Raw genomic sequence first — 16,451 nt, forward strand, 5'->3', positions numbered from 1 at the left:
TGAAATTTTATAAAATTAAAGAATTTAGTTTAGTATTTTTAATGATAAATAATTACTTATAACGAATTATAATGAACATTATAATTTATCTATTTAAAATACTTTACTTTATTAATCTTATATAATAAAATTTAACGATAAATAACAAAAATTAATACACTATACCTATTAATTTTATTTAAAAAGGTCTTAGGAAACTTTCCTAAACAAGATGACTATTGTCGGCCAGTCCGACAATAGTCAATGCTTGCCAAATACACTTACCCCTCCAAATCTATAAAAAACAAATATATAAATTTATTGAAATATAGAAATTTTTACTTAGCTATTAATTTATTTAGAAAAAGGTTGCCTTATTATTGTTTTCAATTTTGAAGGTTCTGTTTTTCTTGGATCACTTAAATATATTTCATTGTGCTTTCCGGATAACTTATATCCATTCTCCTTTATAGTATTATGAAGCATTTTTACTACCTCTCCCTCTTCACTATATGGTCCAACATATAATGTCTCATAGGCATCTCCTTCAGTATATTCCATATACCTTATTTCTTTTATATATTTACCCAACTCATCTTTTAATAACTCTTCCTTTTTCTTTTCTATATTCTCTTGCTTCACAAAGTCTGGAAGCTCAATCATCATAGTCCATTTCCAGCCTTCTTTATAATTATCTATAAAATCATCATAGTTATCAGACCACCATAAACCATTTAAAGGCATAACAACAAAATCTTTTTCTTCTTTTTTATAAACCATTTTAACTCCATAAGCTAACTTATATAAAGCCCCTACTTTATTACTATAATCTTCATTATTATTGGGATCTCCTTCTCCATCTAATGCAATATAATATGATTTATCACAATACACCTTCTTAAATTGCCCCACTTTCACATTAAACAACTCTTTTTTTATCTTTTTTAAATCTACTTTTGTAGCCATAATTAATTCACTCCTTATAATTATTATTTCACCTTTAATATAGAAAAAGTAATAAGACATCTCTGTGTCTTATTACTTATATATTTCATATATACCTTTTATTTTTCCTATAATCTTTTCCCTTAGAAACTTTGGTTCTAAAACCTCTACTTTGTCCCCAAATCCTAAAATCATACTATCAACCCAATTGTTATATGGCAAACTTGTTTTTATAATAACAAAACTATTTCCTTCCTCAATTGTTTCATAAGTTGGTAAGCTGTCTTCTAATATTACTTTTATTTCTTTAGCCACTCTTAAAATAACATCTATTGTTTCTAACTCTGACTCTTTAAATAAATTACCTATATCTATATCTTTAAATTCAAATTTCTCTTCTAACATTTCCAAATTCTTAACTCTTTTTAATTTAAATACTCTCATATCACCCTTTAAGGTACAGTACCCATAAACATACCAATTAAGAGCCTTAAAAATTATTTTGTATGGCTCTATTTTTCTATTACTACTTTCGCCATTACTATTGTTATATTTAAATCCAATGCACCTATTTTGGCTTATAGCATTATCTATAATATTTATTTTATCTGTTAATTCACTACTATTTCCCCACCTAGAAAAATCTATAATAAATCTATTCCCTTCAGTTGAATTACTATCTATAACTTCAAGCTTATTAATTAATGATAAAACATCTTTATTTCTATAGGTTTCATTTATTCCATCTAATAAATTCTTTAATAAAGCCACTTCATTTTTTGTCATAGACGCTTTGTTTACCCTATAACCTTCTATTATTTCATAGCCACCTTCATGACCTTTATAAGAAACTATTGGTATACCTGCCATCTCTATAGTTTCAATATCCCTTTGAATTGTTTTTATAGAAACCTCAAATCTCTCACTTAGCTCCTTGGCTGTAACTCGTTCCTTATTATTCAAAATCATTATTATAGAAATTAATCTATCTATCTTCATAACTCCCACTATCCCCTATAAAACTATATAAATATTATATAACAAATATTAAAGCACAACTACTTTCATAAAAATAGTTGTGCTATTTATAACTACTTAATTTGCCACTTACAAATTCTACTTTGTAAAATATCTATTACCTTAAACATAACTATACCTAAAAGGCTTATTATAATTATTCCACAATACATTCCTTCATAATCAACCTTAATCCAAGAATTCATAATATAATATCCTATCCCATACTTTGTGGCATAATTTTCTGCAAAAAATAGTGCTGCCATGCTTGAACCTAAAGCTATTCTCATAGCTGTAAATAATCTGGGTAAGGTTGCTGGAATATAAATATGCTTCATCATTTGAGATTTTGAAAGCTTCAAAGACTTAGCAGATAATATAAGCTCATTAGGTATTTCCTTTGCTCCGTCTCTAACTGATATTATTATTTGAAATATTGCTATTGCTACAATTAATACTATTTTAGAAGTATTTCCAAGACCAAATAAGATCATAAATACTGGTAAAAATGCTATTCTTGGAACTGGAAAAAACAAATATACTATAGGGCTTATTAAATTATCCAGTTTATCATTAACCCCAATTAGTATTCCTATAGAATATCCTAGTATAGTTGTAATTAATAATGCTATAAGTAATCTTAAAAGACTTGCTATAAGGTGAGTTGAAATAATACCATATCCTACTTTAAAAAGCCTTGATATAACGTCTATTGGATTAGGAATTACAAAAGAATTTAATATAATGTGAAGTAGATACCAAAATATAAATACTACTGTTATTGCATAAATATATTTGTACACATTATTAAACTTTTTCATTGCTAAATCCCTCTAAAACATCTCTTATTTCATTACACTTATCAAAAAACTTATAACTTTTTCTTATATTCCCTTGTCCATAAAATTCATTATCTATAACCTTCTTTATCTCACCATCTATGACAACAGCTATCTTTTTACCTAACACCACAGCCTCTTCTATATTATGAGTAACTATGATGTATGACATATTATATTGTTCTTGTATTTTACATAGTATATTTTGAAAATTTTCTTTGTTTATTGAATCTAAAGCTGATGAAGGCTCATCCATTAATAAAAGATCTGAATTTAAAACTAACGCCCTGGCCAAAGCCGTTCTCTGCTTTTCTCCTCCACTTATTTCAGCAGGATATTTATCTAAAACATGTTTTATGTTTAAATCTAAAGCTATTTTATCTATGGATTTTTCCATATCTTCTTTTGATGAACCCTTTACTATAAGACCTAACTTTATATTCTCCTTTACAGTCTTCCAAGGAAAAAGACCATTGCTTTGTAATATGAGATTAGTATCCTTAAATTCATTTGAAATATTTCCCGTTTTTATTTCCTTTTGATTTGCAAGAGATAATAACAATGTACTTTTCCCACATCCTGATGGACCTATTATTGAAAGTGTTTCCCCTTTATATAAGGAAAAAGAGATGTTCTTCAATATCTCTCTTTCCCCATAACTAACATATAGATCTTTTACTTCTAACATTATTTAGATACAAAATCCTTCGTTACTACATCTTTATATTCTAAGTTTAATTCATTTCCTTGTAGTTTTTCAGTCCAATCTTCGATTTCCTTTAAGTAGCTTTCATCAGGAACTCTTGTTTTGTGATATGTTGGTAATACCATTAAATCTTTTACCTTTGAATTTAACTCTAACTTTGAAACTAATATATCCTTAGCTTCTTCTGGATTATTTATTATATCTTCAACAGCTCTGTTATAAGCTTTATGGAATCCCTTAACAGTGTTAGGGTTATTCTTTATAAACTCATCTGTAAAGATTATTCCATTTGGAGTATAGTCATCAGGTTTACCATATACTCTCTTCTCTAATCCTTTAAGTTGAGCATTTGAAGCTAGTGGTTCTGGTAAAACTGCCATATCTATCTTGTTTTCCATTAATGCTTGCATTCTTAAAGGCATTTCATTAATGAATACTTTTTCTACATTGTAATCAGTTAAATATTGATCAGCTAAGAAGTTTATTACACTAACTTCCATTAATCCAACTTTAACATCCTTCTTTTCTTGGAAGTTCTTTGATAATACAATTGGGAACATTCCATCAGTAGTTGTAGTTATCTTAGCTTGTAATCCACCTTTAACATTATTTAAAAATTGAATCATACTAAGCATTGCAGCATCAAGCTCTCCAGCTTGAATTGAACTTTGCTTTGTAGCTCCATTTGTAAAAATTTCTAGTTCTAGATTTACCCCTTCTTCTTCAAAGTATCCTTTTTCCTGTGCTAATAAAATTGGTGCTGAATCAGCTGCAGACATTACTCCTAATCTAATTGTAGTGTTTTCATCTTGTGTTCCTTTATTAGAAGTACACCCTATTAATGAAATGATCATAACTAATGACATTGCTACTAATAACAAGCTTTTTCTAATCTTCTTCATAACGTTTCTCCTTTAATATAAATTTATTTTTTCTGCTCTATAACATTTATAACCTATTGGCTTAGTTATATCAGTATCTCTTAATTTAACTTCAAAAACCACTTTGCCCTTTGATATTTCTACTATAGTAATTTGATTTTTCATTCTATTACTTTTCATATCATCTATTGGGTTACCGAATATATCCTTAGTTATCCCCCCAAAGCATATTAATCTATTATTATTTTCAAGAATTCTTACAGCTCCTAAATATGCACAATATAGCTCATTTCCTCTTTCCTTACCATATTGCCACACTTGATTAACAGTCATATTCTCTTCATCAATTTCATACTCAACTGCACGACTATAGTTATTATGTGCTAAAACTGCCTTTTCTAATTCATAACTCCTAAAATTTCCGTTATCAAATATAACAAGATTCCCATCTTTAGTTAATGAAGGTGTATGTTGAGCATAGCTCCACTCAAAATCATTCCCTATTGGTTTAAGTAAATATTTTTTAAGTTCATCATTCCATCCATAATGAGGAGCTAATATCCACTTTATTTCAGATGTATCTTTATCAAATTTAACTACAGTACTTTGATTTCTTGATGACGCAATTATAGAATTACTTTCTTCATCATATACTAATGAATTTAGATGTAACCAATCCAATAGATGATTTACAGATATTTTATCAATAACAGTTTCTCTATTAAAATCTAATATCTTTCTAAAATCCCATTCATTTATTACTTCTTTAGTATTTCTATCTATCTCTACCAATAAATCTTGTTTAGTATTTTCTCTTTGAGTAATAGCTAAGAAGTTTCCATTTGGTAATTCAATTACATCATGATGTAATCCATATTTTATAGGAAAGAAATTTATAATTCTTCCAAGCATATCAATCTCTATAAAACCAGCTGCAGTATAGGCTCCACAAATACCACTTGATATTGGCGCATCTACTATTAAATTCCCATTCTTTAGCTTCATAAACACGTGACAAGATACTCCAGTATAAAGCCATCTCACTTGTGCTTTATTATCTATGATAGAATATAAATGCTCTACAGTTCTTACACCTTCTGCTCTTCCTAAAGACATAGCCATCATACCATCATACATATTACTTTCATCACATGTAATTAACTCTATATTAGGATATCCTTCAGGTAACTTTGAAGTTTTTATGTAATACACAAACTCTTCTTTTCTATTCCCCTCATAATTACATATAACTCTTATACAATTATCCTTATCCTCAATTAAACCTAATATAGGTATTTCATGATCCTTTTTCAATTCTTTAAACTCTTTCTCAATATCTTCTTCAATAAATATAGTTACTGAGCATTCTTCTTCAGTTTGAAATTTCATTAAAGCTGATAATGGACAAGTGTCAAATGGATTCAATACTATAAGTGGATTAGATTCTGTATAATTTTCTTCTGCATATCTAGACTCTATATCTTTTATTATTTCATTTTGTTTTTTTAGTAATTCTTCCATATATTCACCTCCTATAATCTAACTATTAGCGCCTAATATTATATCATCAAAATATATTAAAAAAAAGCATACTATCATAATTAGATAGATATGCCATTTTATATTAATATACAAATAAATAAATTCCAAACCAATGCAATAGTGCCCCTATTAACACAAAAAAGTGCCAAATAAAATGATCATACTTTTTATCTCTTGCAAATGGAACCATTCCAACTGTATAAACAATTCCACCAATTAAAATCATAAATAATAATGGTATATTATTATGGAAGAAGTCAGGTAACATTATAAGACCACTCCATCCTATAGTGAAGTATAAAGTAAAATGTATCCATTTCCACTTTCCTGGACCAAAGATAGCAAGCATTATAATTCCAAAAACAATTAATGACCATTGAATGCAAAAAAGTACAATTCCTAAGGTATTCCCCCAATAAACTAGATATAGTGGAGCAAAAGTACCACCAATAAGAAGATAAATAGATGCATAATCAAACCTTCTCCATATTCGTTTTACCTTAGAGCCACTTTTAAATGAATGATATAAACAACTCATCAACATTAAAATAAATAAACTAATTCCATAAAAACAAGATGCCATTACCTTCATCCCAGTATCTGATTTTAGTAATAGCAATATGAAACCAACTAATGCTAATACTGCTCCAACACCATGTGTTATAGCATTTCCTACTTCCTCTAGAATAGTCAAAACTGGTGGTTCATTTAGTTTTTGAAGTTCTTGCTTTCTTTCTTCCTTATTATTAACTTTCCTTTTCATAATGACATTACTCCTTTACTTAATGCATATACCTACCTATAATTATAATACCTATAGCTTTATAAAATACTTAAAAATTACTTATCCCTTTAAATTTGTGTATACTATTCTTAAGCGAGGTGGTAGATTTGAAATATATTATATTTGATTTGGAGTTTAATCAACGTTGTAATAAAGAAGATAAAGTTCTTCAATTACCCTTTGAAATAATACAAATTGGAGCTTTAAAACTTGATGAAAACTTTAAAACTATTTCAACATTTAATAAATTAATTAAACCTACTGTTTATAAATATATTCTTCCTTACATTCAAGAATTAACAAAGATTACTGATAAAATGGTTTCTACTTCTCAGAACTTTATAGAGGTTTATTATGACTTTATGAATTTTATAGGAAAAGAAGATATTACATTTATTATTTGGGGAACTGTAGACCTAAAGGAATTGTATAAAAACATTCTTTACTTTGAGCTTCCAATTGAAAATCTTCCTAAACTTTATATAGATATTCAAGACTATGCAAGTAAATATTTTAAACTTCCAAGTGGAAAAAGGATTGGACTAAAAAATGCTCTGGATTTTTTAAACATCTCTATAAGTGATGAACTTCATGATGCTTTTAATGATGCCTATTATACAACTGAGATTTTCAAAAAATTATATAATGATTCAATAGAAGCAAAAACTTATTCTCATAACACTATTAGAATAAAATCGGAGCCTAAAAAAATAATTGATTATGATGGTCTAATTATACAAATTGAAAAAATGTATAATAGAAAACTAACTTCTGAAGAAATAAGCATGATAAAATTAGCTTACAATATGGGTAAAACTAATCAATTTCTTAAACCTTTAAATGAATAAAAAGATAGTAGCCTCACCTATTATGTGAAAGCTACTATTTTTTACTAAAGTCTATACAATTTTCATTTGATAGCTTTTCTTCTATAATATTTCTATTTAAATTAACCCAACTAATGCAATTATCAAGAATTATTGCATCACTAGATACTACATTTTCCTTTGATTTCAAAACACTATCTACATTATCAATATTCTCTACTTCTATTTGAAGTTCTAAACCTTCAAACATCTCTAGAATCTTCATTTTTAACCTACCAGAATTGGAAACTGGCCTATCTAAATAAAATATAGCTTTTTTAATTTTATGTTCTAATAAAAATTCACCTATTAACTTAATTGCAACCTCAGTTTTATCTATAACTGAATAAGTCCCTCTAAGTCCTGCTAAATCCCTTATAGTTTCATCCATAGACTTAATAATTAAAGAATTAGATAAAGCAACTTCTAATGTTATTATTGTATTAAATCCATCTATATGTACCACTTCTATATTTGAAAGGTTAGTAATTTCCTTAGCTTTTCTTTTTATAACATCATCATATTTAGATATTCCTCTTACTAATGCAAGCCTTTGTCTTTCAGATAAAAGATAATGATTGCCTACGAAAGTTGAAGCTCCCTTAATCTTGTATCCTCTATTTAATAAATACAATAAATCATCTGATGCTTTATATAATTTATATAAGTTTTGATTTTTAAATTCTTTCTCATCTGTAGGTACATAGCCTCGTCTTGTTATTTTACTCATAATAAATTTCCTTAAATATTTTATTTATTAATATTATTAGGCTAAATACTATAAAAATACATATAAATATTCTATTTTCTTTTAATCAGCAATAACTGTTTCATTATCTAAATGATTCTTTGTATTTAATATGAATTTAACTAACTTACTTCCATAAGGTAAACAGAATTGTATAAAAGGTCCTGTACTTAACATTGAAATTATAGTCCCTATTCCTACTTTTCCACCTAAAACAAACCCCAATAAAAGGAATACTCCATCAAAAATAATTCTTATCCACCTATATTCTATTTTAGTTTTATCTTGAATAATAAAGGGAACAATATCATTTGGTGCTACTCCTAGATCGCTTTCAGACATTATTGAAAATCCTACTGCAATAATAAGACATCCTAACAATACTAATAGAGCCCTTATTAAGTAATTATAGGATTCTACTGGAAAGTAAGAAACTATCCTTACCCCAAAATCTATTATAGGACCAACTCCAACAACACATATTAAAGTACCTATTTTTATTTTCTTTCTATCTACTAAAATTATAATAGTAAATAAAACTATTAATATTATCATATTAGCAACTCCTGGAGTCACCTCAGTCTTTCCAGCTATTAACTGTACTATTGAAAGTTCCTTTAAGCTTGTCCTATTTAAAATAGTTGCTAAGCCTTGAGTAAAAACTGTAAATGGGTCTGAACCAATATTTGTTTTAAGAAATAATGCTACTCCTAACTGTATAATGCTCATTCCTATAAAAAATAATATTAGTCTTTTGGTTAAATTAATTGCTTTATTCAATTTTTTCACCCTTTGCTTTATTTTTTGCTGAATTTCGTGCTACAACTTTCCCATTTTAATATCTTTTTTGTAATATTTTAAATTCTATCAAATATTCTATATTAAGCTTGCAACTTTGTCAAAATTTTATCAACACCCTAAAGCTTCGCTACTTTTTCTTTTACTCTTAACTATACTTGTTACAAATATTAAAAATGCCACAACTAGAGAAATGGATGAATATGCATAAATCAATCTATATCCACAAGATACAACAACTTGCCCCCACATTATAGAACCTATACCGTATCCCCCATCTATTAATGCATAATATATAGCATTTGCCATACCTCTACTACTTTTACTTGCAGAGTCTAAAATTAAAAGGTTAACTATAGGTAACAATGAACCAACCATAACACCACATAAAAATCCCATGATTATTAACATTATATAAGTTTTAGTTACAGCAATTCCAAATATAGAAGCTGCAAATATAAGTACCCCACTAGATACTACAACATTAGTTCCTAGTTTATTAACTATTTGATTTATAAATAATCTTGATGCAAGTATCCCCATAGCATTAATAGTGAAAAATAATCCAATATTGCTAAAGCCAAGCTCAATTCCATATAATGCAGCAAAGGCTAAAATTGTACTTTCTGCAACTGCTGCTATAAATAATACTATTGATGGAATAATTATTTTACTAATAGAAATTCCTTCACCATCACAAGTTCCTTCTTCTTTCTTAGAAACAACTTCTTTATAAGATAATTTAAACGAAAGTAAAATAGTAAATAAAGCTACAGCTGCTGTTACTATAAATAATACATTAAATTTATCATAATTCTCCCCAACTAAGGCTAAGGCGATAGATGGTCCAATTGCTGTTGTAATAGTTATTCCTACTCCTGAATAACCAATACCTTCAAGCATTCTAGATTCTGGAGTAACATCTGTTACAATTGTAGCAATTGCTGTTGACGATATACCAAAACCAACTCCTTGCATCACTCTTAAAAAAATAATTATATAAATATTATTTGTAAGTAAATATACAACAGTTGATAATACTGTAATTCCAACACCAAACATCAATACTTTTCTTCTACCAATCTTATCTAACATTTTTCCCGCTACTATTCTTATAAATAATGCCGCTAAAGTAAATGCCCCAGTCATAACACCTGCATATGCATCAGTACTAGTAATTTGCTTTGCATAAATTGAGATTGTAGATAATAACAAGTTACATGCAAGATTCACTCCTATTGTAATAACTAAAGCTAAAATAAAATTTCTTGTCCATAATCTTTCCTTCATTTCCACCGCTATATCTCCATTCTTTATTTTTAACATTATTTATTTTAATAACATACTTGAAAATAGATTGTAGTCTATACTACAATTTAATAAATAAATTTTTTATATTAATGGTGATTACAATGGGTACAAGCTATAAATTTCTTCCTGGCTCTTCAATAGATATTACACCTGAATTTTATGAAGTCTTTGAAAGCGCAGGTACAATACAAAGATACAAAAAAGATGAGATTATATATTTTCAAGACGATAGAGCTGATAATTTTTACTTAATAAAATCTGGTCGTGTTAGAATATTTTTAATATCAGATCAAGGAACTGAACTTACAATTGAAATATTAAGACAGGGAAAGCTGTTAGGTGAGTCTTCATATTTTTGTTATGGCTCTAGATTAACCTCTGTTAGTGCTGCTACAGATGTTGAATTAATTTCAATAAATTTAAATGAGCTGTATCCCTATCTTACTAAATATCCTGAGTTAATGATTCAAATGTTCCATCTTATGTCTCTATCCATACAAAATTTATCCATTCAGGTTAATAGTATGGCATTTTTAAGTTCTGATAAAAAGCTTGCTCAACTACTATTACGCCTTGGGGTATATTTTAAGAAAAATCAAAATGACTCTACATATATTATTGATTATTCCCATGAGGAAATTGCTCAACTTATTGGTAGCTGTAGAGTAACTGTAACTAAGTTTTTAAATAAGTTTGAAAAAGAAGGACTAGTATCCCTTGGATATAAAAAGGTAGAAGTGATAAACGAAAAGAAACTTAGATTATTTGCTTTTTCATAAGAAAAACTGTACTAAAACAAGTACAGTTTTTTTATACGTATTACTTATTATCTAAATTCCATACAATAATGTCTTCATAAGGATTTGTCTTAGATAATGCGATTTTAGTTATTTCTCCACTAAAAATATTAAAATTCTTTTCTAACTCTTCAAATGCTAAGATCAACTCTTCCTTAGCTAACTTTTTTGCAATAGTTGTATGTGGCATCCACTGAAATGGCAGATAATATTTACTAATAGATATATTTTCTATAAGAGATATACCTTCATATATATTAACTGATAGATTATGCAAATATTCATTTAAAATTGGTGCCAAAAATATAACAGATGATTTAAATATTCCTATTGATGCCCAAGTTATTATTCCTCTGTTAATCTCTCTAATTCTTTCATCTAATATTTTTATAACTTTTTCTTCCTCATTAGTTTGGAATGATGCAATAGTTATATGTGGTGGAACATTATTATCAGTCATAAAAGTATTGCCACTTTTCTCTGATACTTTATTTATAAAGCTTTCTATTCTTACTGCTGCTTTATCATCAAAATATAAAGATACTAAATACATATTTTCCTCCACTAAATCTATATTTATAAATAACTCTAAGATGATTATATAAAATAGATTAACAAAAATCTAATAATAAGCTTTAATTTTGATATTTAATATTTAATTTATCTAAATACTCAAATCTCTTAATTTCCTTAGCATCTAAATCTTCTTTATTCATATCTATAGCACTTATTCCATTATTATTATATGTTGTATAATAATAGATACCTTTTTGTTGGCACATACATGAAGTATATAAGGTTATATCATCTAAATTATCACTTATAACAGCGCCCCTTGGCATTGCTACATTATTTAGCATATGAAAAAATTGACTTATCCCAGTCATTAAATCTTCTGCTTCTGAAAAAGTTGATTTTAAATATGCTATTCTTACAAATCTATCTACTCCTGAAAAGCCTCCTGGTAATCCATTGCTTCCAAGACCTACTCCTAATGGTTTTAATTCTTTATCTCCCCACTTTATAGGTTCTGGTTGAATTGGAGTAGTTTTCATATACTCATTCAAATTAGTTAAATGCCAATCAAATGTTGGGGAATTAGTCATAACTCCAATTGGATTTTCATAAAATTTTAAACCTTCTTTTGTTTTTTCTATAACTATAGATTTTCCATTTTTATCTGCAACAATCCAATGAAGAGTTGGAAGTGGTGTTTTTTCATCAATTGGAACTGCAACTAATTCTACATTTCTCAATTCTCTAAAAACCTCATCTACAGTTTCAAAATTTGATAGTATCCATATAATCAAATCGTATGGAGCTAAATTTTTTTTTCCTGGAACTGTCTTTTCTTCTATGTAAGAATATCCAGGAAAATTAAGGCCTGCACACCCTAACCCCTTCTCATTAAATGCATCTGCAAATGCTGGATAATCTCCTATAACACTTGCCATACCTAATATTGCGTATTTAGTTTTTTTCATATTTCCAGTAACTCTATCTCTATATTCATAATTTCTAGGTACTAAGGTAACTGCTTGATTAAATGAGTATGACAAATCCATATTTCTTCCAAACAAGCTATATCCATCTTTTGTTCTTAAAGTTAATGCTGTACACATTTTTAATGCCTCCTAATAAAGCTTTTATTAAAATTACATTAACCTAATTTAGATAATATTATACTAATCCACATAATCACTAGCTTATATGATTAGAGTATTCATACAATCTTCTAAAAACAGATATACGTTTTCCCTTTGATATGAAAGATTTTATCCCACATTATAAGAGATATACATAAACTCAATTTTTTCATTATTATAATAAAAAGAGAGATTGCTAAATGTATTTCCATTTTGCAATATCTCTTAATTAAATAAATTATCTATATACTATTTTGCTTGTTTTAAAGCTTCTGTTACGGCTTCTTTAATAGCATCACTTGTAGATGTAGCACCTGATATACTATCAACTTCAGGTGAATTTTTGCTTACTATCATTTCTGGTAATTTTTCTATTGCAGCATCAGATATTCCAGCTGTATCCTTACTATCTAATATTTCTACTTTTGAAATTTTACCTTCTTTAACTTCAACTGATACTTTTACAGCATCGTTCATTCCTTTAGCCTGTCCTTCATATATACCATCTTTATAAACAGTTTTATCTGCTTCTACTTTTTCAGATTCATTATTACTAGACTCATTGCTAACTTCACTTTCAAACTTTGGTGTTACACCTTCTTTAGCATGAGTGGCTGCAATTTTTCCTGAGTATATACCTGTTGCAACAACAGTACCTGTAGCAGGATATGCTTTGTTTATAAAGTTACCTATTATCATTTCCCCTGTAGCATAAAGATTCTTTATTGGATTGTTATCCTTATCTAAAACTTGTGCATTATCATTAACCTTTACACCCTTTATAGTACCTATTATTGTAGGCTTTACATCATAAGCATAGAATGGTGCCTTTAACATTGGTGTCATTTGTTTATTCTTTAATCCAAATTCTGCATCATTACCAGAGTTGAATGCTTCATTATACTTATTAACTGTACCTACTAAATTATCCTTATTTACTTTTAATAGATCTGCTAATTCTTCAATTGTATTTGCTTTTACAACTAATCCTTCAGAAACACCTTTTTCTAAGTTTTCTACCAACTTTTCATCTCTTGAATCTAATAATCCATATGCATGCTTATCTTCTAATTTATTTAGCTCGTTATGTACTTCTGCATAATATCTTTTTTCATTAACAAATCTATTACCATCTTTATTTATGTAAAAAGCTGTTTGTCTTACTAAGCTACCGATATCCCCTACGTAACCATACTTTTCATTCATTCCCCAAATACCTAGAACACCATCACCTATTAATTGCGCTCCTGCTTTTTCAGCCATTAATATTCCATCACCAGTACTTCCAACTCCACTAAATGGAATATTGTTAATAAACTCATTATTATATTGATCCATCATATCTTCATTTCTAGTGAAGCCACCAGTAGATAAAATTACTTTTTGAGATTTTAAATTATATTTTTCATCTCCTTTTTTTACTACAACCCCTTTGACTTCCCCGTTTTCTATTATTAATTCTTCTGCTGAAGATTCCATTCTTATTTCTACATTTCTTTCTTTAAGTAACTTATTGAAAGCACTAATTAATGCAGGACCTTCACCTTCTACAGTTAAAGTTTGTAACTCTGGATAATTAGGAGTGCCTCCTGCAAAATTAGTTTTACTAAATGGTATTCCTAATTCCACTAATTCATCAACTGTACTTCCAGAAACTTCTACCATTTTCTTAAATAGTTCGTCATTAAAATTTTCTTCTCCAGCCATATCTTTATAGAACTTTGTTAATTCTTCTCCAGATAAACCAACATTAGCTTCTTTATTTATTTTTGAATCTACAGACCATAGGTATCCTTTTGACCTAATAGTTGTTCCCCCTAAAGCTGGCATTTTTTCAAGTAATACAACTTTACCATTACCACCTAATTCAAGAGCACTCATTAGACCAGCAGCTCCACCTCCAACTACTACAAAATCAGCCTCTTCAGTCTTTAAACTTTCTTTTTTGTCAGCACTACATCCAGCAAATAATGCTATTGACATTAAACTTGCTAATGCTAAAGTAACTATTCTTTTTACTTTTTTCATTATTATCCCCCGCATCTTATGTTATTTTTTAGACAATGACAATGATATCATGTAGTTAATATTTTATCAATGTTTTTAAATAAAATTATACTTTATTGGTAAATTGTATTATTATCAGAATATTTTGTAGTTTTTTGTAACAATTTATAGTTTGAAATTAATTAGAGAAATAAGAAGCTATATTTATATACGTACTCCCGAAGAAATGTTCTCCTTATTCCACTCACAAAAAAACATATACTAATTGAAATATGATATAGATTATCCTCTTGGTGCTATTATGGGTAAAGAAAATATTAAATTAATTTTTATATAAAACATTGTTGACAACGCTTTCATATGGTGTTAACATATTTTCTGTATTAACTAATAGGTTTGTTACTCTCTTAGAGGCATTACCAAAACAATAGTATCATTGTTTTTGTGTCGCCAATAAGGGAGTTTTTTATTTATCAAAAGTACAAATAGTAGATTTCAATTTTTAGTAAAAACTTTTATATTGAACAATACGTTCCAACAAATTTAATAAATTATTATCATTAATTGTAATCTAAATAAGTACTGATATTGTTTCCAAATATAAGAAGGTGGTATTAATTATGATAGTTGTAAAGAAAATCAATAACAACGTTGCTATATGTTTAGATAATAATAATAATGAATTAATTGCTTTTGGAAAAGGAATTGGATTTCCGGCTACCCCATATGAACTATGTGACTTAAGTAAAGTTCAGAGAACATTTTATGGAGTTAATTCATTATATTTTAATTTTATTAACGAAATACCCGAAAATATTTTTGAAATATCAGTAAAAATTGTAGATTATTCTAAGACAAAAATAAAAAATGAAGTTAATTCAAATATTGTATTTACTCTTGCAGATCATATTAATTTTGCAATTCAAAGATATGAAAAAAAGATAAATCTAAAATTACCATTTGCTTATGATATTAATCATCTTTATGAAGCTGAAATGTCAGTTGGTGAATGGGCAGTCAAGCAAATAAGAAAAGATTTAAATATTAATTTACCAGAGAATGAGGCAGTAAGTATCGCACTACACTTTATTAATGCCGAAAATATAGAAACAGGTACTCATTTTGTTACAGATGAATCTAACCTTATTCTAAATATTACAGAAATTGTTGAAAAAGAATTTGACCTACATATAAACAAGTTAGAATTTAATTATTCAAGATTTGTTTCACATCTTAAGTATCTTTTAAAAAGAAAAGAAAAAGAGATTGAGGTATCAAGTGAAAATCTTAAATTATATGATTCAATGTGCAAAGACTTCCCAGATATTTGTATATGTGCTATTCATATTAATGAATATCTAAATAAAACTATAAATTTGAATTTAAACAAAGAAGAACTATTATATCTAATGCTACATATTAATCGTTTATGTACAAGAGAGGATTGTTACCATTAAGGGCATTACCCTCCACAAATTAGTCTTTTTATAGACTTATTTGTGGAGGGATTTATTTTGGCAATAACCATATATCATATAATCTTGATATATCGGATGCAATATAATTATATTTTTTTAGGAGGAAA

16 protein-coding genes are annotated in these 16,451 nt (G+C 27.7%); 3 read left to right on the forward strand and 13 right to left on the reverse strand.

Annotated elements, in window-relative coordinates; translation table 11 throughout:
• Positions 1-333: 333 nt before the first annotated feature.
• The 7 genes from G594_RS0111445 to trhA all read right to left on the reverse strand — a co-directional run bounded on the left by G594_RS0111445 (position 334) and on the right by trhA (position 6,672).
• Entirely contained in the window at positions 334-945 is a 612-nt protein-coding gene (locus G594_RS0111445; RefSeq protein ID WP_034866524.1) for a GyrI-like domain-containing protein, read from the reverse strand.
• A gap of 72 nt (positions 946-1,017) precedes the next feature.
• The gene (locus G594_RS0111450) at positions 1,018-1,923 is read right to left on the reverse strand and encodes a helix-turn-helix transcriptional regulator (RefSeq protein WP_027098710.1); all 906 of its coding nucleotides are present in this window, start codon (positions 1,921-1,923) and stop codon (positions 1,018-1,020) included.
• Positions 1,924-2,015: 92 nt separating this feature from the next.
• On the reverse strand, positions 2,016-2,762 hold the full coding sequence (locus G594_RS0111455; protein ID WP_027098711.1) for an ABC transporter permease: 747 nt from the start codon (positions 2,760-2,762) through the stop codon (positions 2,016-2,018).
• On the reverse strand, positions 2,749-3,468 hold the full coding sequence (locus tag G594_RS0111460; protein ID WP_027098712.1) for an ABC transporter ATP-binding protein: 720 nt from the start codon (positions 3,466-3,468) through the stop codon (positions 2,749-2,751). Before G594_RS0111460 ends, G594_RS0111455 begins: the two co-directional genes overlap by 14 nt.
• Entirely contained in the window at positions 3,468-4,388 is a 921-nt protein-coding gene (locus G594_RS0111465; protein ID WP_027098713.1) for an ABC transporter substrate-binding protein, read from the reverse strand. The genes G594_RS0111460 and G594_RS0111465 overlap by 1 nt, the downstream gene beginning before the upstream one ends.
• Positions 4,389-4,400: 12 nt before the next feature.
• Complete coding sequence (locus tag G594_RS0111470; RefSeq protein ID WP_027098714.1) at positions 4,401-5,888, reverse strand: aryl-sulfate sulfotransferase; 1,488 nt, start codon at positions 5,886-5,888, stop codon at positions 4,401-4,403.
• Positions 5,889-5,991: 103 nt separating this feature from the next.
• The gene (gene trhA / locus G594_RS0111475) at positions 5,992-6,672 is read right to left on the reverse strand and encodes a PAQR family membrane homeostasis protein TrhA (protein ID WP_051195991.1); all 681 of its coding nucleotides are present in this window, start codon (positions 6,670-6,672) and stop codon (positions 5,992-5,994) included.
• 128 nt (positions 6,673-6,800) lie between these two features.
• Here trhA and G594_RS0111480 point away from each other — a divergent pair, with 128 nt between their 5' ends.
• Positions 6,801-7,541, forward strand: a complete 741-nt coding sequence (locus tag G594_RS0111480) for a 3'-5' exonuclease (RefSeq protein WP_027098716.1) — start codon at positions 6,801-6,803, stop codon at positions 7,539-7,541.
• Positions 7,542-7,575: 34 nt separating this feature from the next.
• Here G594_RS0111480 and G594_RS0111485 read toward each other — a convergent pair whose 3' ends face one another.
• The 3 genes from G594_RS0111485 to G594_RS0111495 all read right to left on the reverse strand — a co-directional run bounded on the left by G594_RS0111485 (position 7,576) and on the right by G594_RS0111495 (position 10,401).
• On the reverse strand, positions 7,576-8,289 hold the full coding sequence (locus tag G594_RS0111485) for a DUF434 domain-containing protein (protein ID WP_027098717.1): 714 nt from the start codon (positions 8,287-8,289) through the stop codon (positions 7,576-7,578).
• An 81-nt stretch (positions 8,290-8,370) separates the two neighbouring features.
• Positions 8,371-9,087: a YczE/YyaS/YitT family protein gene (locus G594_RS0111490; RefSeq protein ID WP_027098718.1), complete on the reverse strand. Its 717-nt coding sequence runs from the start codon at positions 9,085-9,087 to the stop codon at positions 8,371-8,373.
• 129 nt (positions 9,088-9,216) lie between these two features.
• Positions 9,217-10,401, reverse strand: a complete 1,185-nt coding sequence (locus G594_RS0111495; RefSeq protein ID WP_027098719.1) for an MFS transporter — start codon at positions 10,399-10,401, stop codon at positions 9,217-9,219.
• Between the two features lie 116 nt (positions 10,402-10,517).
• Here G594_RS0111495 and G594_RS0111500 point away from each other — a divergent pair, with 116 nt between their 5' ends.
• Positions 10,518-11,195: a Crp/Fnr family transcriptional regulator gene (locus G594_RS0111500; RefSeq protein WP_027098720.1), complete on the forward strand. Its 678-nt coding sequence runs from the start codon at positions 10,518-10,520 to the stop codon at positions 11,193-11,195.
• 40 nt (positions 11,196-11,235) lie between these two features.
• Here G594_RS0111500 and G594_RS0111505 read toward each other — a convergent pair whose 3' ends face one another.
• From G594_RS0111505 to G594_RS0111515, 3 genes are all read right to left on the reverse strand, one after another.
• Positions 11,236-11,766, reverse strand: coding sequence for a 2'-5' RNA ligase family protein (locus G594_RS0111505; protein WP_027098721.1), 531 nt, complete (start codon positions 11,764-11,766; stop codon positions 11,236-11,238).
• A gap of 82 nt (positions 11,767-11,848) precedes the next feature.
• Positions 11,849-12,835, reverse strand: a complete 987-nt coding sequence (bsh, locus tag G594_RS0111510) for a choloylglycine hydrolase (RefSeq protein WP_027098722.1) — start codon at positions 12,833-12,835, stop codon at positions 11,849-11,851.
• 273 nt (positions 12,836-13,108) lie between these two features.
• Complete coding sequence (locus G594_RS0111515) at positions 13,109-14,887, reverse strand: FAD-dependent oxidoreductase (protein ID WP_027098723.1); 1,779 nt, start codon at positions 14,885-14,887, stop codon at positions 13,109-13,111.
• Positions 14,888-15,486: 599 nt separating this feature from the next.
• Here G594_RS0111515 and G594_RS0111520 point away from each other — a divergent pair.
• Positions 15,487-16,323, forward strand: coding sequence for a PRD domain-containing protein (locus G594_RS0111520; protein ID WP_027098724.1), 837 nt, complete (start codon positions 15,487-15,489; stop codon positions 16,321-16,323).
• Positions 16,324-16,451 lie beyond the last annotated feature (128 nt).

Source organism: Clostridium paraputrificum AGR2156, from assembly GCF_000424025.1.
Lineage (GTDB): Bacteria > Bacillota > Clostridia > Clostridiales > Clostridiaceae > Clostridium > Clostridium paraputrificum.